The organism is Cytobacillus sp. FSL K6-0265, from assembly GCF_038003465.1.
GTDB lineage: Bacteria > Bacillota > Bacilli > Bacillales > Cytobacillaceae > Cytobacillus > Cytobacillus stercorigallinarum.
Genome location: NZ_JBBOPE010000001.1, coordinates 1,962,462 through 1,983,538 on the forward strand (window position 1 = coordinate 1,962,462; position 21,077 = coordinate 1,983,538).

General features: G+C 36.0%; 20 protein-coding genes. 17 read left to right on the forward strand and 3 right to left on the reverse strand.

Going from position 1 to position 21,077, the window contains the following annotated elements:
* The first annotated feature begins 155 nt into the window (after positions 1–155).
* Positions 156–515, forward strand: a complete 360-nt coding sequence (locus MHH73_RS10075; RefSeq protein ID WP_191812040.1) for a response regulator — start codon at positions 156–158, stop codon at positions 513–515.
* 82 nt (positions 516–597) lie between these two features.
* The gene (locus MHH73_RS10080; protein WP_191812038.1) at positions 598–1,092 is read left to right on the forward strand and encodes a CcdC family protein; all 495 of its coding nucleotides are present in this window, start codon (positions 598–600) and stop codon (positions 1,090–1,092) included.
* A 75-nt stretch (positions 1,093–1,167) separates the two neighbouring features.
* Here MHH73_RS10080 and MHH73_RS10085 read toward each other — a convergent pair whose 3' ends face one another.
* Both MHH73_RS10085 and MHH73_RS10090 read right to left on the reverse strand, forming a co-directional pair.
* Positions 1,168–1,593 carry a DUF2621 domain-containing protein gene (locus MHH73_RS10085; RefSeq protein ID WP_191812036.1) on the reverse strand — a complete coding sequence of 142 codons (426 nt, stop codon included), beginning with the start codon at positions 1,591–1,593 and terminating at the stop codon, positions 1,168–1,170.
* 83 nt (positions 1,594–1,676) lie between these two features.
* On the reverse strand, positions 1,677–1,862 hold the full coding sequence (locus tag MHH73_RS10090; protein ID WP_191812034.1) for a hypothetical protein: 186 nt from the start codon (positions 1,860–1,862) through the stop codon (positions 1,677–1,679).
* A gap of 173 nt (positions 1,863–2,035) precedes the next feature.
* Here MHH73_RS10090 and MHH73_RS10095 point away from each other — a divergent pair, with 173 nt between their 5' ends.
* From MHH73_RS10095 to MHH73_RS10115, 5 genes are all read left to right on the forward strand, one after another.
* Complete coding sequence (locus tag MHH73_RS10095; protein WP_191812032.1) at positions 2,036–2,380, forward strand: DUF485 domain-containing protein; 345 nt, start codon at positions 2,036–2,038, stop codon at positions 2,378–2,380.
* 2 nt (positions 2,381–2,382) lie between these two features.
* Complete coding sequence (locus MHH73_RS10100) at positions 2,383–3,906, forward strand: solute symporter family protein (protein WP_191812030.1); 1,524 nt, start codon at positions 2,383–2,385, stop codon at positions 3,904–3,906.
* A gap of 84 nt (positions 3,907–3,990) precedes the next feature.
* Positions 3,991–5,154: an alanine racemase gene (locus MHH73_RS10105; RefSeq protein ID WP_341066496.1), complete on the forward strand. Its 1,164-nt coding sequence runs from the start codon at positions 3,991–3,993 to the stop codon at positions 5,152–5,154.
* The gene (locus MHH73_RS10110) at positions 5,151–6,500 is read left to right on the forward strand and encodes a D-arabinono-1,4-lactone oxidase (RefSeq protein ID WP_191812026.1); all 1,350 of its coding nucleotides are present in this window, start codon (positions 5,151–5,153) and stop codon (positions 6,498–6,500) included. Before MHH73_RS10105 ends, MHH73_RS10110 begins: the two co-directional genes overlap by 4 nt.
* 72 nt (positions 6,501–6,572) lie before the next feature.
* Positions 6,573–7,652, forward strand: a complete 1,080-nt coding sequence (locus MHH73_RS10115) for a nitric oxide synthase oxygenase (protein WP_191812024.1) — start codon at positions 6,573–6,575, stop codon at positions 7,650–7,652.
* Between the two features lie 47 nt (positions 7,653–7,699).
* Here the strand turns inward: MHH73_RS10115 and MHH73_RS10120 are convergent, their stop codons facing one another.
* Positions 7,700–8,575 (reverse strand): TetR/AcrR family transcriptional regulator, encoded by an 876-nt coding sequence (locus MHH73_RS10120; RefSeq protein ID WP_191812022.1) that lies wholly within the window; start codon positions 8,573–8,575, stop codon positions 7,700–7,702.
* 177 nt (positions 8,576–8,752) lie between these two features.
* Between MHH73_RS10120 and MHH73_RS10125 the strand changes: the two genes are divergently transcribed.
* The 10 genes from MHH73_RS10125 (at position 8,753) to MHH73_RS10170 (ending at position 21,054) form a co-directional block, all read left to right on the forward strand.
* Positions 8,753–10,279, forward strand: coding sequence for an MDR family MFS transporter (locus tag MHH73_RS10125; RefSeq protein ID WP_191812020.1), 1,527 nt, complete (start codon positions 8,753–8,755; stop codon positions 10,277–10,279).
* Between the two features lie 171 nt (positions 10,280–10,450).
* The gene (locus MHH73_RS10130) at positions 10,451–11,386 is read left to right on the forward strand and encodes an ATP-grasp domain-containing protein (protein ID WP_191812018.1); all 936 of its coding nucleotides are present in this window, start codon (positions 10,451–10,453) and stop codon (positions 11,384–11,386) included.
* Positions 11,387–11,672: 286 nt separating this feature from the next.
* Positions 11,673–12,158: an IS200/IS605 family transposase gene (tnpA, locus tag MHH73_RS10135; protein ID WP_191817419.1), complete on the forward strand. Its 486-nt coding sequence runs from the start codon at positions 11,673–11,675 to the stop codon at positions 12,156–12,158.
* A gap of 389 nt (positions 12,159–12,547) precedes the next feature.
* Positions 12,548–14,539 carry an LTA synthase family protein gene (locus MHH73_RS10140; RefSeq protein WP_191812016.1) on the forward strand — a complete coding sequence of 664 codons (1,992 nt, stop codon included), beginning with the start codon at positions 12,548–12,550 and terminating at the stop codon, positions 14,537–14,539.
* A 297-nt stretch (positions 14,540–14,836) separates the two neighbouring features.
* Entirely contained in the window at positions 14,837–16,024 is a 1,188-nt protein-coding gene (locus tag MHH73_RS10145; protein ID WP_341066502.1) for a CaiB/BaiF CoA transferase family protein, read from the forward strand.
* Positions 16,025–16,038: 14 nt separating this feature from the next.
* Positions 16,039–17,256 (forward strand): acyl-CoA dehydrogenase family protein, encoded by a 1,218-nt coding sequence (locus tag MHH73_RS10150; protein WP_191812672.1) that lies wholly within the window; start codon positions 16,039–16,041, stop codon positions 17,254–17,256.
* Between the two features lie 15 nt (positions 17,257–17,271).
* The gene (locus MHH73_RS10155; RefSeq protein WP_191812012.1) at positions 17,272–17,580 is read left to right on the forward strand and encodes a DUF3870 domain-containing protein; all 309 of its coding nucleotides are present in this window, start codon (positions 17,272–17,274) and stop codon (positions 17,578–17,580) included.
* A 362-nt stretch (positions 17,581–17,942) separates the two neighbouring features.
* Positions 17,943–18,359 carry a hypothetical protein gene (locus MHH73_RS10160; protein WP_191812010.1) on the forward strand — a complete coding sequence of 139 codons (417 nt, stop codon included), beginning with the start codon at positions 17,943–17,945 and terminating at the stop codon, positions 18,357–18,359.
* Between the two features lie 5 nt (positions 18,360–18,364).
* Positions 18,365–19,675 (forward strand): sigma-54 interaction domain-containing protein, encoded by a 1,311-nt coding sequence (locus tag MHH73_RS10165; RefSeq protein ID WP_341066505.1) that lies wholly within the window; start codon positions 18,365–18,367, stop codon positions 19,673–19,675.
* Between the two features lie 215 nt (positions 19,676–19,890).
* A complete protein-coding gene (locus MHH73_RS10170; RefSeq protein ID WP_341066507.1) occupies positions 19,891–21,054 on the forward strand; it encodes an acyl-CoA dehydrogenase family protein in 1,164 nt (387 codons plus the stop codon).
* The last annotated feature ends 23 nt before the right edge of the window (positions 21,055–21,077 follow it).

Sequence of the window (21,077 nt, forward strand, 5' to 3'; positions counted from 1 at the left end):
AACTCGCTTTTTGATACGTGCGAAAATTGTCGTTGGGTTTAAATTGAAATTATTAGAAAAATTAGATATATTGTAATGAGTGATATTACTTTGAAATCAAAGTAGTTCATTATATAAGATGTTGTAGCGCATGGTGTTTGGAGGAGGAATAATAGGTGGCAAAGATATTAGTAGTAGATGATGCGAAATTTATGAGGTTGACTTTAAAGAATATATTAAAAAAAGCGAATCATGATATTGTTGGCGAAGCAGAGAATGGTAAACAAGCCATTGCCTTATATGAAGAATTAACGCCAGATCTTGTGACTATGGATATTACGATGCCAGAGATGAGCGGGTTAGAAGCAATGAGAAAAATTAAAGCTGAATACCCAACAGCTAGAATTGTCATGTGTTCAGCCATGGGGCAACAAAAAATGGTAGTAGAAGCGATCGAAGCGGGAGCAAAAGACTTTATTATCAAACCATTTGATGAAGTTAGAGTGATAGATGCTGTATCGCGAGTGTTATCTTAAAATCATACATATAATTTACTATTGAATAGTAATTAGCTATAATAATAAGTGTCATTGATCTTATTGTAAAAGGATGTTTTTTATGGACATGGTGTTGTTGACATCAATTGGAGCTGTTTCTATGGCAGTATTAGCTATGTTCATTCGAATGAAGGCGGCTAATCATCCAGTCACGATTAAGAAGATAATCTTACCTCCCGTATTTATGAGTACGGGGGCATTAATGTTTATTTTTCCCTATTTTCGCGTTACGTCAATAGAATTATTGGAAGCTGTTATAGTAGGGGCATTGTTTTCCTTGATTTTAATCAAAACGACTAAATTTGAAACCAAGGGATCCGAAATCTATTTAAAGAAATCGAAAGCGTTTATATTTATCTTAATAAGCTTGCTTATTATTCGCCTTGTTGCCAAATTGATGCTAAGTTCGACTATTGATGTTGGTGCGCTTGCAGGAATGTTTTATTTATTAGCATTTGCAATGATTGTTCCATGGCGTGTGGCGATGTTCTTTCAATTTCGCAAAATGGACAAAGCGGTACATGTCAAACAAGTAGAATCGAGACCAACTACTTAATAATGAAAGAAGCACCTTTAAGAGTGTACTAACTCTTAAAGGTGCTTCTTTGTTATGGATCCTTTTTTGATTCGTTTAAAAAAGATGTTCATATGGTGTCATGTTGATTTCTTTTTGTGCCAGTTTTTTTCTTAGAAATTTATGATCTTTTTTTGGTGTAGCAATTATGTAGCCGCGGATGAGAATTTCTTCTGTTATCTTTGTTGCTTTTTCTTTTACAGCTAATTCACCAATTTTTCCGGCTATTTTTTGCCGCGCGACATCACGAAAGAGTTCTGGTACTGGGCTAACGAGATCATTTAATAACTCTTTTTCTTGCTGTCCCCATAAATGCTGTGTTTGTCTTACATAATATTCTTCCCAGTCCATATCAGATTTACCGTCCGCTTTTGGCAACCGTTTTAAAAACTTTCGGAACATAAAAAACCCGCCAATGGACATAAGGATTACTAATGTTACAACCCAAAAAAGTATAAACCACATAAACCAACCATCGAGCATGTTCTTTTCACCCTTACCGTTCTTATTCTTACCTTATTATAAGGCTTCTTAATCAATCAGACAAGCAAGTGTAGCAGAAGAGGTTAGTTTTCCCCAATTTGTGAAAACAGTGTTGCGTATTCCTTGTCGGTGATTAGTAATCGATGGTGTAGATCATATGTTCTCAATACATATTCTTTCACACCAATAAATTCAGATTCAGTAATGACGAGAAAAGGGGTACCCTTTTTAAAGTTTTGATAGTCTTTTATTAGACGTACTTTTTTCATGATTTCCCTCGCAAACGATAGTAAATAATTTACTTTCTATTATATTAGGATTTCTTGCTATTGTCGAAACATGTCTAAAAATAAATTTTTATTTTTTAGTACAAATTCTATTGCATATATTTATTATATTTTTTAGAATATACTTATATTTCAGAAAAATAGGAGGGGATCCATTGGATAATTTAGCAAAAGCGCATGACCAAAAGGAAAAGAATATTAATTATGAGGTTGTGGCAAGTAGTTCTGCTTTTAAAAATTTATTAAGTGCTAAGAAAGCCTTTTTAGTGCCAATGATTATTTTTTTCATGCTCTTTTATTTTATGCTACCGATACTGACTTCGTTTACGAATGTGCTTAATCAACCGGCAATCGGCTCTATTACTTGGACTTGGGTGTATGCGTTTGCACAATTTGTCATGACTTGGGTTTTATGCATGATTTACGTTAAAAAAGCTGCAAAATTTGATAAAGCTGCAGAAGAAATCATTGAAAGTCATAAAACACAAGGAGAACGTTAATTATGAGTGGAATTGGTCTAACTTTATTCGTATTAATCGTAGCGATGACATTAGTGGTAACTTATTGGGCAGCAAAACGCACGAATACAGCAAGTGAGTTTTATACAGCTGGCGGAGGATTAACAGGTTGGCAGAACGGCTTAGCGATTGCTGGTGATTATTTATCAGCCGCTTCCTTTTTAGGTATTGCGGGTGCGATTGCATTATTCGGGTTTGATGGTTTCTTCTATTCTATTGGATACTTAGTGGCTTATTTAGTTGTATTATATATTGTTGCTGAACCACTAAGAAATTTGGGTAAATATACAATTGCTGATATGATTAGTGCCAGGTTTAGTGAAAAGAAAGTTCGAGGAGTAGCGGCAATTAGCACGATAACGATTGTTATTTTCTATATGATTGCTCAATTAGTTGGAGCAGGTGCACTTATACAATTATTGTTAGGTATTGATTATTGGATTGCTGTTGTAATCGTAGGTGTCATGATGACAACTTATGTCTTATTCGGCGGAATGACTGCAACTAGTTGGGTTCAAATTATTAAAGCGGCTCTATTGATGATAGGAACAGTTATTATTTCATTCCTTGTTTTAAAAGAGTTTAACTTCAATATTATTGGTATGTTTGAGAAAATGAAAACGGTAACATCACACGGTGAATCGTATTTAAACCCAGGTGTGAAATATACGAACGGTGTTGACACATTGTCAATGATGGTCGCTCTGGTATTAGGTACAGCTGGACTTCCACATATTTTGATGAGATTTTTCACAGTGAAAGATGCTAAAACAGCGAGAAGTTCTGTTGTCACAGCTACTTGGATTGTAGGAATATTCTATATTTTGACAATATTCCTAGGATTTGGAGCGGCGGCGTTTGTAGGTTCACAAGATATCGTCGCAGCAAATGCAGCTGGTAATATGGCAGCACCGCTCTTAGCTGAAGCGCTTGGCGGAGACTTCCTCATGTCATTCGTTTCTGCCGTTGCGTTTGCAACAATTCTTGCCGTTGTTGCTGGGCTTGTGCTCTCAGGAGCTTCAGCCTTTGCACATGATATTTATGGGCAAATTATTAAAAAAGGTAAAGCAACTGAGAGAGAGCAAATGCTAGCAGCAAGATATGCTTCCATTGGTGTTTCTGTACTTTCGATTATTCTTGCACTATTTGCGCAAACATTAAATGTCGCCTTCTTAGTATCTTTAGCTTTCTGTGTGGCAGCAAGTGCGAACTTACCAGTTATCATTTATACAATTTACTGGAAGAAGTTCAACACAGCAGGTGCTATTTCTGGTATGGTAACCGGTCTTGTAACGGCACTTGTTTTAGTAGCTATTAGTCCAAGTGTATTAAGCCCAGAAGGTACAGCGATTCTTGTTGGTGATCCAATATTCCCGTTAACGAATCCGGCAATTGTATCAGTTCCAGCAGGGTTTTTAGCAGCATATATTGGTGCAGTTGTATCAAATAAACGAGATGAGAAGAAATATGCTGAAGTATCTGTTAAAGCGAATACAGGAGTCAAATAATATCATAATGATCAACAGGCAAAGCGGCTTTCACTAGAAAGTCGCTTTTCTTATATTATGCGAAATCATGGTGGTGAGATTTTAATGGATATGAAAAAAATAGAATTCTTATCGATGCCTGCACTTTTCTTAGATTTAGATGCTTTCGATCGAAACTGCCAGGCCATTGCACTGCATGCAAAAGGAAAAAAAATAAGAGTAGCAACAAAGTCTATTCGTTCCATTGAAGTGATAAAGCGTATCTTGGCATCAAATGAATGCTATCAAGGTATTATGACTTATACTGCTGGTGAAAGCTTAACATTAGTGAAGCAGGGTTTTAATGACATATTGCTTGGCTACCCAAGTATGGATGAAAAATTTCTATCAATCATTGCTCGTGATCATGCGAAAGAAATCACTGTCATGGTCGATTCCTTAGCGCATGTTGATTATTTAATAAAATTAGCAAAGTCTGTTTATGGTCAGTTTTCAGTTTGTATAGATATAGATATGAGTACAAATATTTTTGGTTTCCATTTTGGTGTCCGCCGTTCTTCTTTAAGGAGCCCCTCTGAAGTCCTAGCTATAGTTGAAGCTATTAATGCGAGTGAAGTGCTTCACTGGAAGGGAATCATGGGATATGAAGCACAAATTGCTGGTGTTGGAGATAACGTTCCGCATTCATATGGAAAAAATACCATTATTCGTTTAATGAAACAAAAAGCAAAACGAGAAGTCAAACGGAAGAGGGCAGAAATCGCTATAGCTTTACAACAACGAGGGTATACACCTGCTTTAGTGAATGGTGGCGGGACTGGGAGTATCCATTATACGGCAACAGATGAACAAGTGTCGGAAATGACTGTCGGGTCAGGCTTTTATTCACCGCTTCTTTTTGATTATTATCAAGAGATCAAATACGAACCTGCCCTTTTTTTTGCAGTACCTATTGTCCGTCAAGCGAAAAAGAATATCTATACATGTCTCGGAGGAGGATACATTGCTTCCGGTGTTACTGACCGCACGAAGATGCCACTTCCTGTATATCCATATGGCATGAAGCTTTTACCAATGGAAGGTGCTGGTGAAGTGCAAACACCATTGTCTTATTCAAAGGGACGTTTATCCATAGGGAGTGCCGTTGTTTTTCGGGCTGCGAAAGCAGGAGAGGTATGTGAAAGGTTTACAGAGATTCATTGCTACTCGGAGAATCAATCTACATTTACATTAAAAACGTATAGAGGAGAAGGGATGTGTTTCCTATGAGAAAAACTTCACTCGCATCTATTCAAAACTGGGCAGGAAATGTACAATTCAATGCAGGGCAATTATTTTTTCCAGAAAGCATAGATGATGTGATAGAAGTGGTAAATAATGCAAGAAAGGAAAAGAAGAAGATTAGAGTGGTAGGATCCGGACATTCTTTCACAAACCTGATTCAAACCGATGAGTGGTTCGTTTCATTAGACCGTTTATCCGGTGTGATTTTCTTTGATGAGGACCAAGGTTTAGTAGAGGTATATGGGGGCACTAAATTATATGAAATCGGAAAATATTTAGGTGAGAAAGGTTGGGCGCAAGAAAATCTTGGTGATATAAATACGCAAAGTATTGCCGGTGCGATATCAACTGGTACACACGGGACGGGTATGAAATTTGGCAATATTTCTACACAAGTTGAAGAATTAGTGATGATAACAGCTGAAGGAGAGGAACTAATGATTTCTCGCCAAGTAAACTCACATTTGTACGATGTCTCGCTTGTTTCGTTAGGCTTGTTGGGTATTGTTGTAAAAGTGAAACTAAAAGTCATCCACGCACCGACCTATGTTTATAAAAGTAGGAAAATACTTTATAGTGATTTAAAACATCAGATTAGCTCCTATATCCATGAGAACCGCCATTTTGAATGTTTCTTGTTCCCCTATTCTAACCATGTGCAAATAAAAACAATGAATATAACAGACAAAAAGCCTCGGACAAGGAAATGGCGTAGGATTGAAAGTATGATAATGGAGAATTATATATTTGGGTTTCTATCTGTCTTATGTCGCAAATGGCCAAATCTAACTAAATCAGTTAGTCGCATAAGCGCAAGAGCCATTAGTAATAGTGAGCAATATGCGCCAAGTTATGATTTATTTGCTACTCCACGAAAAGTAAAGTTTGTTGAAATGGAGTATGCCATTCCATTAGAGGATATGGTTGCCTGTATCGATGAAATAAGGGCAAAGATAGAAGAGCAACAATATAATGTTCATTTTCCAATCGAATGTCGTGTTGTAAAAAGAGACAATAGTTGGCTAAGTCCCTCTTTTGGAAGAGATTCAGCTTATATTGCATTTCATATGTTTAAAGGTATGCCATATGAAACCTATTTTAACGATATGGAAACAATTATGAAGAAGTATGATGGGCGTCCTCATTGGGGGAAGATTCATCAAGCAAAGTTTTCAGAGTTGACTACAAAATACAGCCACTTAAGAAATTTTCTCAAATGGAGAGCAAGGCTTGATCCAGACCAATTATTTGTCAATCCGTATGTGAAACAGATGTTAAAGATTGAACAGGATAACATAGAGATGAAAGAGGTAACGATAGAAAAGCTGTAATTTATCTAATATACGATAGGAATATGATAAGATAGTATTATCGAATGAACATTCAGGAGGATTCAGTCTATCTTGTCTAGAGAAAAATTTCAAAAAGCTCAGGAATTTATTTATCAGTTTTACGAAGAAACAGGGCAAACAAAAGAACAAGCGGATAAAAGATTAAGTATTATTTCTGATGAACTGAACTCAACAGGATCATATAGACAATTACAAGAAGAATTGGCTTATGGTGCCAAACTTGCATGGCGTAATAGTAATCGTTGTATAGGGCGTTTCTTTTGGGAAACACTTCAAGTCATCGATAAGAGAGAAGCTAAAACAGAAGAGGAAGTAGCAAAGGCGCTTTTTGAGCACATAAAAGTAGCGACAAATAGTGGGAAAATTAAACCTTCTATTACAGTATTTCCAAGTAAAGAGAGTGATACAAACTTTCGTATATGGAATCACCAATTAATTAGATATGCTGGATACGACACAAAAGATGGTATATTAGGTGACAGGTCTTCTATTGAGTTTACAAAAAAGTGCATCGAGCTTGGTTGGGAGCCGACCTATAGTCGTTTTGATATATTACCGCTTGTTATTCAAAAGAACAACGAAGAACCTAAATGGTTTACAATACCAACAGAATTAATTGTTGAGGTAGAAATCGAACATCCAAATTATGCTTGGTTTAAAGAATTACAGTTAAAATGGTATGGCATTCCCATTATTTCTGATATGAAAATGGAGATAGGTGGTCTCATTTATGAAGCGGCGCCTTTTAACGGTTGGTACATGGGGACAGAAATAGGAGCTAGAAATTTTGCTGATGAAGATAGGTATAATCAATTACCTATCATTGCAGAAGGGTTAGGCTTAAATATTCGCTCGAATGCTTCACTTTGGAAAGATCGTGCATTAGTTGAATTAAATTTAGCAGTGATGCATTCTTTTCGACGAGACGGAGTGAGTATTGTAGATCATCATACGGCTGCAGAACAATTCAAACAATTTGAAGCGAAGGAAAGAATACATAAGAGGGAAGTCACTGGAGATTGGACTTGGCTTATCCCCCCTTTATCACCAGCTACTACTCATATTTTTCATAAACCTTATAAAAACATAAGTAAGTCACCTAATTATTATTATCAACATAAACCTTATTAAAAAAAGATAGATACTCTAACGCAAAACGGTTAGAATATCTATCTTTTTTATGATTGGGAAGTAGCGTTGTTAACAATAAACTGAAGTCGTAAAACGCGACCTTTATTACAAATTGAATCTGTCCGTTTTAAAGTCTCTAAAGCACTATCAATTAGAAACTTTCTTGGCTTTTTTCTTAATAGGAGTTCATCTTGAATAAATTGTATCAACAATTCTTCGTCCTTAGTTAGTGTCTCCGTTTCCAACATGAGTGCACATATATGCTTAATTTCATCTTGTTGTGTTTCAGTACCTAATAAATCATTGATCTCTGTATCGATTAAGGATGGTGAGAATAATTGAACTTCCTTTGTCGCAACTTGATTTGTCATTTCAACAATTCTCTCAACACTATATCGAACAACCTTTGTAATACTGACCGATGATTGAAATAATTCAGTATAATATTTGCTCAACTGATGAAGAATACCAAGGAAGATAATAGACATATCGAGAAGGTAGGCTCTCCGATTCTCTCCAAACAGTTCAATAAAGCGATAATAAGTCCATTTAATTGTCCGGAGCTGACCTTTTCTTATAAATGCTTTTAGTTCTAAGTCGTCTGATATGAACATTTCATCAAATAAAGAAACAAGCTGATGTTTATGATTAAACATGACTTGCTGTTCAACTTGCTGTGTGAAAATCTCAATACTTTGTGGACTTTTTCCAATAAGTAAAGCATCTCTTTCCTTTTCCATCAGCTTGTAACTATCTTTAAATATGGCCATCAGTAATTCTGCTTTTGAGGAAAAGTAATTATAGAACGTTCCTTTAGATATACCTGTATAAGATAATATATCTTGGATAGAAGTAGCTTGAAAGCCTTTTTCGATAAATAATTCATGAGCTAAATGAATGACATGTAATTTTCTGTCCTTCAAGAAATATCACCTTATTTTTAAGTTTTAAATAATTAGTATCATAACATAAAATTCTCTTAGAAAAAAATTCGCAAAGCGAAATATAATCATTGCATTCACTAATCATATCAGTTATGATAAGTCCTGCGTGAAATAGTGGTATAAACAATTGAACAATGTGTATAGGGAGGGGAAATAATGACCGCAAATCACCAAAATTCAAATAAACCACCCTATGGATTATTAGCAATCCTAATGGTGGGTGCGTTTATTGCGTTTTTAAACAACACTCTATTAAATATCGCCTTACCATCAATCATGGAAGATTTGAATGTAGATACGGCTACTGTCCAGTGGCTAACAACTGGGTATATGTTAGTAAATGGGGTCTTAATCCCTGCAACGGCGTTCTTAATACGTAAATATAGTGTCCGCATGTTGTTTTTATTTGCGATGCTTATGTTCACTTTAGGTACATTTGTAGCTGGATTTGCCGATATTTTTAGCATCTTACTTATTGGAAGAATGATGCAGGCTTCCGGTTCGGCTATTTTAATGCCTGTATTAATGAATGTGATGCTCGTTTCTTTCCCTGTTGAAAAACGTGGATCTGCGATGGGCTTATTTGGATTAATATTAATGGCAGCTCCAGCAATAGGTCCAACATTGTCAGGTTGGATTGTCGAAAATTATGATTGGCGGATGCTGTTTCATTTTATTTCTCCAATTGCAATAATCGTTTTACTATTAGGCTTTATATGGTTAAAAGATAAAAAAGAAAAGCAAGCAATTAAATTGGATTTTCTTTCATTATTATTATCTAGTATTGGGTTTGGTGGTGTTTTATATGGATTTAGCTCAGCAGGAAATGATGGATGGGGTGCTACGAACGTTTATTTAACCATCATTGTCGGTGCTATTTCTCTATTCATTTTCATTATTAGACAAAATAAGCAAAAAGAACCGATGTTAAACTTTGGTGTTTTTCAATTCCCAATGTTTACACTCTCAACGATTATTACAATGGTTGTGAATATGGCGATGTTCTCAGGGATGCTACTCATTCCTATCTATGTGCAGAATATCCGAGGTATTTCCCCATTTGATGCCGGTTTAATGATGTTGCCAGGTGCATTAGTAATGGCAGCAATGTCACCTCTAACTGGAAAGTTATTTGATAGATTCGGTGGGAAAATATTAGCAATAACTGGCTTAACCATTATGACAATCTCGACTTACTTTTTTAGTCGCCTTGAGATGGATACAGGGGCTATTCATATTATGATATTACATACAATTAGAATGTTCGGTATGTCAATGGTAATGATGCCTGTATCTACAAACGGTTTGAACCAATTACCACCACGATTCTATCCCCATGGGACGGCAATGAACAATACACTTAACCAAGTATCTGGTGCTATTGGTACAGCGTTGCTTATTACAATTATGTCTAATAAGGCAAACGCTGCAGGAGAAGATTTAGCAAATGCTACTCTACGTGAAAATGGTGGAGGAGAATTATCTCAAGAAGCAATGTTACAAATTGGGTTGCAATCTACATTAGAAGGGATTAATTTTGCCTTTTTCGTTTCAACTTTTATTTCGGTTATTGCGTTGATTCTCGTCTTCTTTATGAAACGTTCAGTACCTGCAAAAGATCCTGAAGAACAGACTGAAGCATTAGAAACCGAGCCATTAAATGAAACAGAATCGTCAAAATGATAGAAAAAAGTGACTGGAGATCCTAATCTCACAGTCATTTTTTTATGCTTGTTTTACTTGATTTTAAAGTAAGATAATTGGCATCTTTATATGAAATAATTGCGAATTTCTGACACCCGTGAAATAATAGTAACTATACATAATCGTTTTAATTAAAAGGAAGTGTTTTCTTTGAAAAAGATCTATATTATTCACGAAAATGATGAATGGACAGACCATTTGACAAGTAGATTAGATGAATTGCAAGTACCTTACGAAACATGGCACTTGCATGAAGGGATAATTGATTTAACTTCTACACCACCAGAAGGGGTGTTTTATAATCGCATGAGTGCTTCATCTCATACGAGAGGGCATCGTTTCGCTCCAGAATTAGCAGCAAGTGTGATTACTTGGCTAGAAAGTCACGGTAGAAAAGTGTTAAATGGGAGTCACGCACTTTCGTTAGAAGTCAGTAAAGTGAAACAATATGCCCTACTAGAAAAAAGCGGAATTAAAACACCAAATACAATTGGAGCAGTTGGGAAAGAAAATATTATTACTGCAGCCGAGAAATTAGGAACTACTCCTTTTATAACGAAACACAACCGAGCAGGAAAAGGTTTAGGTGTGCAGCTATTCCAAACAATTGAATCTCTAAAAACCTATGTTAGTAGCAATTCCTTTGAAGAACCTGTTGATGGAATCACTCTTATTCAGCAGTATATAAAATCGGAAGATCAGATCATTACAAGGGCAGAGTTTATTGGCGGGAAGTTTTATTATGCTGTAAAAGTTGATACTTCGGAAGGATTTGAATTATGTCCGGCAGATGCTTGTCAAATTGGCGATGCTTTTTGTCCGGTGGGAGAAGAGACACAGAAGCGCCCTAAATTCGAAATTACTGATGAAGTGGATGCTGAACAAATGGATAAATATGAGAAATTTCTTAAATATGCAGGAATTGATGTAGCAGGAATTGAATTTATTAAAGATGCTGATGGGCGTGTTTATACGTATGACATCAATACAAACACGAATTATAATGCAGACGCTGAAGGAATTGCAGGTAAATACGGCATGTTACAACTGGCAAAGTTGTTGCAGGAGCAGTTGAACTTAGCATAATTCAAATTAGCCATCATATACTAATGAAGCTAGTCCGTTTTTTAAGAACAGTTCACATCAGAATGACATATGCTAATTCTAAATGTGTAAGTGAGTAATACTGACATTTTTAGCTATTACATCTAAGGGCTGCTTAATTTTAAGCAGCTTTTGATTTAGTAAATGAAAACCCTGGGCTCGGCCTAGGGTTCCAAAAAGCTTATAGCGTTGTATTAAAAAAACTCTTCCGAGATGCTAAGATAATCATGGTTCGCCAACCAAAATCAAAGCAACGGAGGAGTTTTTAATGTCAAAAGACACTAATAGTTTAGCACATACAACGTGGAATTGTAAGTATCATATAGTGTTTGCCCCAAAGTATAGAAGGCAAGTGATATACGGAAAAATAAAGAAAGATATTGGAGAAATTTTAAGGCTGTTATGTGAAAGGAAAGGAGTTGAAATAATCGAAGCAACGGCATGTAAAGATCATGTACATATGTTAGTGAGTATCCCACCAAAAATAAGTGTATCGTCATTTGTAGGGTATCTAAAAGGTAAAAGTAGTTTAATGATCTTTGATCGTCATGCAAATCTAAAATATAAGTATGGGAATAGAAAATTCTGGTGTACAGGCTATTATGTAGATACAGTTGGGAGAAACAAGAAGGTAATAGAAGAATACATTCGTAATCAAATACAAGATGATGTAGTGGCGGAGCAATTAAGTATGATGGAGTATCTAGATCCATTTACAGGAGAAGAAGTAAATCGAAAAAAGAAGAAAAGATAAAAAGAAGGAGACCTTTGAGGTCTGGCCAGAAGAAGTAGTACAATTGGCGAACCCTTCAGTAGCCCTTTAGGGTCTGGTCAGTAACAAAGGCTTTCAGCCGCAGAACAAACCACCCGTTATCACGGGTGGTTTTGACTTATGGAGGTCTTTAAGGATATTTCTTGACTTTTGCTCAAAAAAGAGTATATTTATAACTCGTGATAGCGTAAAGTTTAAAGAAAAATTTACATTGTCATAGAACGTTCATAATTATCGATTATAATCATAATATGCCTCTGGTCAATAAAAACGGGGAAGGTAGTTGGGAAGAAAAGGGTTTTTATTACCAATTACTTATAGAATTTTTTTTAAAGCATGTTATAATAATGTGCTAGAAGGTAGGTGCAATAATGGATAGTTTATCTAAAAAAGGTCAAAGTTTATTCTTCGATAAATATATTGGCTTCTTTATGTTAGCTGTATTCTTCCTTTGGATGAAAACGTATATAACACAATTAACTCAATTTAATCTCGGGGTTGACAGCCCAATACAGCAATTTCTTTTATTTTTAAATCCTTTAGGATCATCGTTAATCTTCCTTAGTTTCGCTTTGTTTTTTAAAGGAAGACGAAAGTATATTGCGACATTAGTAATATACAGCATCATGTCATTCTTGTTATATGCCAATGTGGTTTATTATCGTTCATTTACGGACTTTATCACATTACCAACATTAACAATGACACAAAACTTTGCAGATGTTAGTAAAAGTGTAACGACTCTACTACGCCCATATGATTTCTTATTCTTCATAGATCTTCTATTCTTAATTGCTTTATTAGCATTTAAATTTGTTAAGATTGAGAAGAAAGATTATGGTAAGAGACGCATGGTTGCTGTATTATCTTTAGGTTTAGCAATTTCATGTGCAAACCTAGGACTGGCTGAAGCAGATCGTCCACAATTATTAACACGTGGATTTGATAGAAACTATATTGTTAAATATCTAGGTATGTACAATTATACTATTTATGATGCAGTACAAAGTACAAAAGCATCAGCTCAAAGAGTTATGGCAGATAGCAATGATACAACCGAAGTCGTGAACTTCACGCAATCTAATTATGCTGAACCCAATCCAGAAACATTCGGTATTGGGAAGGATATGAATGTGATATATCTTCATTTGGAATCCATTCAAACCTTCTTAATGAACTATGAATTGCATGGAGAAGAAGTTACACCATTCCTCAATTCATTAATTGAAGAAGAAAACACAACTTATTTTGATAACTTCTTCCATCAAACAGCTCAAGGAAAAACAGCTGATGCAGAATTTATGCTTGAAAACTCCTTATACGGGTTACCACAAGGTTCTGCTTTTACGACAAAAGGAATGAATACATTCCATGCAGCACCAGCCATTTTAAAAGAAAAAGGCTATACGTCTGCAGTATTCCACGGAAATAACGGCACATTCTGGAATAGGAATGAGATTTATAAAGGATTTGGTTATGACCGTTTTTATGATGCAAGTTACTTTGATATGAATTCAGATAACTTAACTGACTACGGATTAATGGATAAACCATTCTTTGAGCAATCAGAAGCTTATTTGGATGAATTACCACAACCTTTCTATTCGAAGTTTATTACAGTAACACATCATTACCCGTATCCATTAGATGAAGAAGAAGCGACAATTGAGAAACATACAACTGGCGATCCATCTGTGGATAATTATTTCCAAACGGCAAGATATGCGGATGAAGCGCTTGAAGAGTTCTTTAATTATCTTAAAGAATCAGGACTCTATGATAATTCAATTATCGTTATGTATGGTGACCACTATGGAATTTCAAGTAGCCATAAGAAAGCAATGGAACAAGTATTAGATACAGAGTATAGCGATTTTCTTGATACAAGTTTACAACGTGTACCGTTATTCATTCGTGTCCCAGGTATGGAAGGTGGAACGAACCATGAATACGCGGGCCAAATTGATTTAAAACCAACGTTATTACATTTACTTGGTATCGATTCGAAAGAGTATATTCACTTTGGAACTGATATTTTTTCAAAAGAACATGATGATTTAATACCGTTTAGAAATGGCGATTTTGTAAGCCCAACAATTACAGCCATCGGTGGAAAATATTATGATTCAAAAACAGGTGAACTAATAGAAGATGAAGAAGTTATTGCAAAAGGTGATGAAATGAATGAAAATGTTGAGCAAAAGCTCGCTTATTCAGACAAAGTCGTCAATGCTGATTTACTTCGATTCTATGAACCAGAGAATTTTACTCCTGTAAATCGATCGGATTATGATTATGCCGACTTTAAAAAGTTGTTTACAGATACTGAATCAAGCAACTCAAAGGATATGATTAGAGAATAAAAAGAGGAGCCATAAGTGCTCCTCTTTTTATTTTTTAACAAAAGTTCTTAAAAACTATTGAATTTTTTAAAAATTTTAATTATTATATAATATATAAACCAATGACAGTAATTACCTTACTGCAAATATGGTTTCCCTTTTTGAATGTTTGAATATGAAAATCATTGACAATGATTCACTTGATTTTTCTTGCCGAAAAACAAGCCGTGAATAGGAGTCAGTAGAGTAAACTTTTTGAAGGAAAAGTTTATTTTGCTGGCTCCATTTTATTTGTTGTAGAAATGGAGTGTATAAAAGATGGGGCTTGCATTAGAAGGGGTAAAGATTATCGACCTTTCACGGGTGTTAGCAGGACCATTCTGTACGATGATACTTGGTGATTTAGGTGCAGAAGTCATCAAAATTGAACATCATCAGAATGGAGATGAAACAAGATTTTGGGGACCTCCTTTTGTTGAAGGTGAAAGCGCTTATTATTTATGTGCAAACAGAAATAAAGAGAGTATGACATTGAACTTAAAAGCTGAAGAAGGGAAGGAAGTTTTTCGTCATTTAGTAAAAGATGCTGATATCGTAGTACAAAATTTTAAGACAGGTACATTAGATAAATTGGGACTTGGATACAAGCAGCTAAATGAATGGAACAGTAAAATCATTTTGGCTTCTATTACAGGGTTTGGTCAAACTGGACCATATAAAGATTTACCTGGGTATGATTACATCATTCAAGCAATGAGTGGTTTAATGAATATTACCGGAGAGGAAGCTGGCTCACCAATGAAAGTTGGTGTTGCCATTTCTGATGTGATTACAGGATTATATACTTGTATTGGCATATTAAGTGCATTGCATCACCGTCAGCACACTGGAGAAGGTCAGGAGATTGATATAGCATTATTAGATTGTCAAATATCTGCCTTAGTCAATGTAGCCAGTAATTATTTGGTCGGTAAAACCGAACCTAAGCGGTTAGGTAATTGCCATCCAAATATTGCCCCCTATCAAGTATTTACGGTTGCTGATGGAGAAATGGTCATTGCTGTTGGCAACGATCAACAATTTGCCCGTTTCTGTAATATTTTAGAATTAGCTGAGTTGATAAACGATAAACGGTATGCCACCAACCGTAGTCGCGTTGAAAATCGTAGTTCGCTAATACCGATTCTACAACGAGAATTATTAAAAGATTCAAAACAGAATTGGAAGCGTTTATTTGATGAACATGCTATTCCTAACGGTCCGATCCATACAATTAGCGAAACGTTTAATGATCCACAAGTTCTGGCAAGAGAGATGGTGATAGAGGGCAATCATCCTCATATCCCGTCATTGAAATTAACAGGTTCGCCATTAAAGCTGTCAAAATCTCCGGTCAAAGTAAGACATCATCCACCGCTTTATGGGGAACAGACAGCCGAAATACTACAAAGAGTTGGATATACCAGTGCTGAAATAAAAGAAATGAAAAAAAATCAAGTTATTTAGGAGGATTTATGATGATGAATTTCGAATTAACAGAAGAACAAGAAAGTGTAAAAAAATTAGTGAGACGGTTTGTTGACAATGAAATTATGCCAAATATTCAAGAATGGGATCGCAAACAACATTTTGAACCACATATTTTAAAAAGGTTGTCAGAACTTGAATTAATGGGTGTATGTATCCCTGAACAATACGGCGGGGCTGGTATGGATTATAACACACTAGCAATCGTATGTGAGGAATTAGAAAGAGGAGACACAGCTTATAGAACAGCAGTGTCTGTTCATACAGGGTTAAATAGTATGACCTTGTTACAATGGGGAACTGAAGAACAAAAGCAAAAATATTTAGTACCTCAAGCAAAAGGTATAAAAATAGGTGCATTTGGTCTTACTGAGCCGAATGCTGGTTCAGACGTAGCAGCAATGAATTCGACAGCGAAAAAAGATGGTGACTATTATATTTTAAACGGATCAAAAACATGGATTTCACTTTGCGATGTAGCTGATCACTTTCTTGTATTTGCTAAAACAGATCATGATGCAGCCCATAAAGGCATCACAGCTTTTATTGTTGAGAGAACATTTGCTGGAGTAGAAACAAAGGCTATTAAAGGTAAGTTAGGTATACGAGCGGGTAATACCGGTGAAGTGTTCTTATCTGATGTAAAAGTACCGGTGGCCAACCGTTTAGGTGAAGAAGGGGAAGGCTTCAAAATTGCCATGTCGGCATTAGATAATGGTCGATTCACAGTAGCAGCTGGTGCTGTTGGCTTAATCGCTGCCAGTTTAGAAGCAAGTGTGAAATATTGCCATGAAAGAAAAACATTTGGTAAGGAGATAGGAAAGCATCAACTTGTTCAACAAATGATTGCTAAGATGACTGCTAACCTGGAAATTTCGCGCCTACTTGTATTCAAAGCAGGGTCGCTAAAAAATGCTGGTAAGAGAAATACAAAAGAAACATCATTAGCAAAATGGATTGCTTGTGACGCTGCGTTTGAGGCGGCAAATGATGCGGTTCAAGTACATGGGGCTTATGGTTACTCAGATGAATATCCAGTAGAAAGATACTTGAGAAATTCAAAAGCACCGGTTATTTACGAAGGAACGAGAGAAATTCATACCGTCATGCAAGGTGAATATGCATTAGGCTATCGTGAAGATAAGCCACTGCGTAACCCACTGCCATCTTGGCCTTTTGAAGAAGAAGAGGTGGCAATTCAACAAAGATAAGGAGATCAACCTATCATGAATACATTTTTTCTAGCAGGACACGCAAAGCTTCCTCAAGGAATGGCGGCAAGGAACTTATATGATTCGATTACAATTACATTAGAATTGGATCAAAAGTATGGTGTAATAATTGATGCATCATGCACGTTAGCAACAGAGCATGGAAGAGAATTTATTCGCCAGTTGTTAAGAGGGTATAGTTTAAATGATGGTTTGGAACCTTTAATACAAAGAGTAAAAGGTCATTATAAAGGCAAAGCGGGTCAAGCGATATTAGCTGCTTTAAAAGATGTACACACACAATATGAGATGGTTTTATCTTGAAATAAGGAAGAGGTTGGGACGTAAGTATTCTAGCTAATGATTTATCCGAATGATTAGGAGTTCTAGCATCTAATCATTCGGTTTTTTTGTATGGTTTGAACCCTTATATGAAAAGAATAGTGAAATGGAGCGGAAGACACTCGACTCCTGCGGGAAATAGAGGGAAAGCTGAGATCCCCCAGGCAATGCCTTAGGAGCTCAGCCCCTCCCCGCGGAAAGCGAGAGTACGTGAGCGCAATGGAACGGATTTTTTTGCAAATGATGTTTTAAGATCCATTTGTTATTGTTCTTTTTTGTGGTTAGCTCATTTAGTTATGTCCTAGCCCTTTTTTCTATCATCATCTAAAAAGGAGAAGAGTGATTTGGATACTAGTCGATTTAAAATAGGAGACAGTGCAACCATTGCAAGAAAATTTACAGAAGAAGATATATTGAGTTGTCAGGAGCTAACAAAGGATTATAGCCCTGTTTACCAAGTGCAAAATGAGAAATGGGATGAACCTTTTGATCAACCGATTGTACCGGCGTTATTAGTTGAAGGACTAATACATCAAGTAGTCAGTGAGAAATTACCAGGTTGTCCCTGTGTGCTCCTGCAAAAAGAGCTGCTATTTTATGACCCTGTTTACCGTGATGAAAAAATTACAGTTAAGTTAGATTTACTTGACTGTCATAGTGAACGTCATTGGTTAACGATGAAGGTATCTTGCTTAAACGAAAATAATCATGAAGTCATTAGAGGTCAGCTCGTGGTACAATTACTCGGGCGTAAAGGTTGAATAAGATGAAAGAGATAACATTGATGGATCAATCTCATCAAAATCCTATATTGATCGTAAATGAGCATGGACGAATAATTACTGCTAATACTGTATTTACCCAACGGTTTGCGATGACAGCAGAGGAATTGAAAGAGCAATTGATTGAAGTCAGTAATTTTCCTTATCTGATTGGCAAGCTCCAGTGTCTTACAATCTTATCGGTTCTCTGTATTGTCAAAGTTAATAAGGAAAATGAGCATTATCGTTTAACTATATTATTAAAAGCAGGTGAAATTTCTCTTCCTGTTTTAAAACAGTTTCTTTCTTTATTACAAGAAAAAAAGAAATATACACGTGCTACTCATGCAGCTAATTATGAATTTGCGCATATTATTGGTGAAAGTCAAAAGTTATTAGAAGTGAAAGAGTTAGCTGCCCGTATTGCTGTTAGTTCATCCACAGTTTTAATTACTGGTGAAAGTGGGACTGGTAAGGAATTATTCGCTCAAGCGATTCATCATGCCAGTCCAAGGCGAAGAGGTCCTTTTATTGCTGTTAATTGTGCGGCCATTCCACCAGAATTATTTGAATCTGAAGTATTTGGTTATGAAGAAGGCGCATTTAGTGGAGCAAAAAAAACAGGCAAGCCGGGAAAAATTGAGCTAGCACAAAATGGTACCTTGTTCCTTGATGAAATTTCCGAATTGCCTAAAGCCGCTCAAGGTAAGCTATTAAGGGTGTTGCAAGAGAGGGAAGTTGAGAGGCTTGGTTCCATAGGAAAGAAGCGGGTGGATATTCGGATTATAGCCGCTACGAATAGAGATTTATTTGAGCTAGTTTCAGCAGGGGAATTTAGACAAGATCTATACTATCGTTTATTCGTATTTGATTTACCTATCCCACCTTTAAGAGAAAGAAAAGAAGATATAATCCCGCTTGTTGACTATTTTTTAGATAAATATAATCAACAACTAAATAAAAACGTAAATCATATTCATCCTCATTTACTCAAATGGTTAATGAACCATGAATGGCCTGGTAATATAAGAGAATTAAAAGCTGTTGTAGAAAGAGGGGTAACACTTTCTACCGGAGAAGAGTTAGGTGACAATGCAGTGGTGAAAAGAGTAGCGACTCAAACTAGTCATACCGAGTGTTTATCAAGCATTCAACCTTCAAAAACCTTAGAAGAAATCGTAAAAGATACAGAAAGAAAGGCTATTGTTGAGGCTTTGGAGGAAACGGGTGGAGATAAAACAATGGCTGCTGTAAAATTAAATATTCATTTAGCTAGTTTATATAGAAAAATAGCTAAATATCAAATCAAAACATAAAAATTAGAAAACGTGAACAGATTTTGGCAGGTAGCCAATTTGTTTGCGTTTTTTGTTTGATCAATTATTGGATAAGGACTCACTTTTGCAAACGTAATTTGCAAAAGTGAGAATAATTCGCAATATTGAGAAAAATAAAACGACAAAACCGCTACAAACAAATAAAATAATTTGGCATGGTTCTTGCTTTATATTCACAGAGAGGAGGATGGATAATGTTACAATTTTCATTTACTGAAGAGCAAGAGGATTTTCGAAAAATTTTAAAACAATATTCTAAGGAGGTATTATTACCTCAATATACAAAATGGGACAGAGAGAATAAGACACCGAGACATTTATGGGAGGAGCTAGGGGGGTTAGGTGTAACAGGTTTACGTATTCCAGAAAAATATGGTGGCAGCGAGGCAGATTGTATCACGACAGGTATTGCTGCTGAGGAGATTGGCAAAGGTGACTTTAATTTGACTTATTCGGTAATGTTAAATGCATTAATAGGAGAAATTCTCTCCATTCATGCAAATAATGCCATAAAATCAGAGTGGCTGCCGAAAATTGCACAGGGAAAATCGATTGTTGGCATTGCAATTACTGAACCGCAAGCAGGTACCGATGCAGGTGGAATACAATCAACAGCTATAAGCAAAGGGAATTACTTCATTCTAAATGGTGAGAAATCGGGTATCAGTGTGGCAACCGTTGCTGATGCATTTATTCTTTTTGCTAAAACCGACCCAACAGCCGGAAATAAAGGAATATCCGCTTTTCTTGTACCTAGTGATCTACCAGGAGTAGAGTGCAAAGGTTACGAAGATATGGGAAATATCCCAATAGGTAGAGGCTCCGTTTATTTAACTGATGTGATGATTCCTGAGCAGTATTTGATAGGTAATCTAAATGAAGGCTTCTCTCAAGTGATGAATGGCTTTGATTTAAGTCGGTTATTAATAGGACTCCAATGTATAGGTGCAGCCGTACAAAGTTTGGATGAAACAATCGAACATGTGAAAACAAGACATTCTTTTGGCAGACCGTTAGCTGTGAATCAAGCAGTCTCTTTTCCGATAGTAAATCACTATACGCAACTGGAGCTCGTTAAATGGCAAGCTTATCGAGGACTGTGGTTGCGTGATGAAGGTTTACCACATACGAAAGAAGCAGCATCTGTTAAGTGGCTTGCACCGAAATATAGTAGTGAAGCGATTCATGAATGTCTCCTTTTAAATGGGCATTATGCTTATACAAAAGAAATGCCATTTGAACAAAGGTTAAGAGATGTTATTGGATTAGAAATTGGTGATGGAACAGCGCAAGCAAACCAAATGGTCATTGCCAAACATCTTATAGGAAAAGAATTTCGATCTTATCAAAAAATATAAATACAAATTAGAAGAAAAGGAGA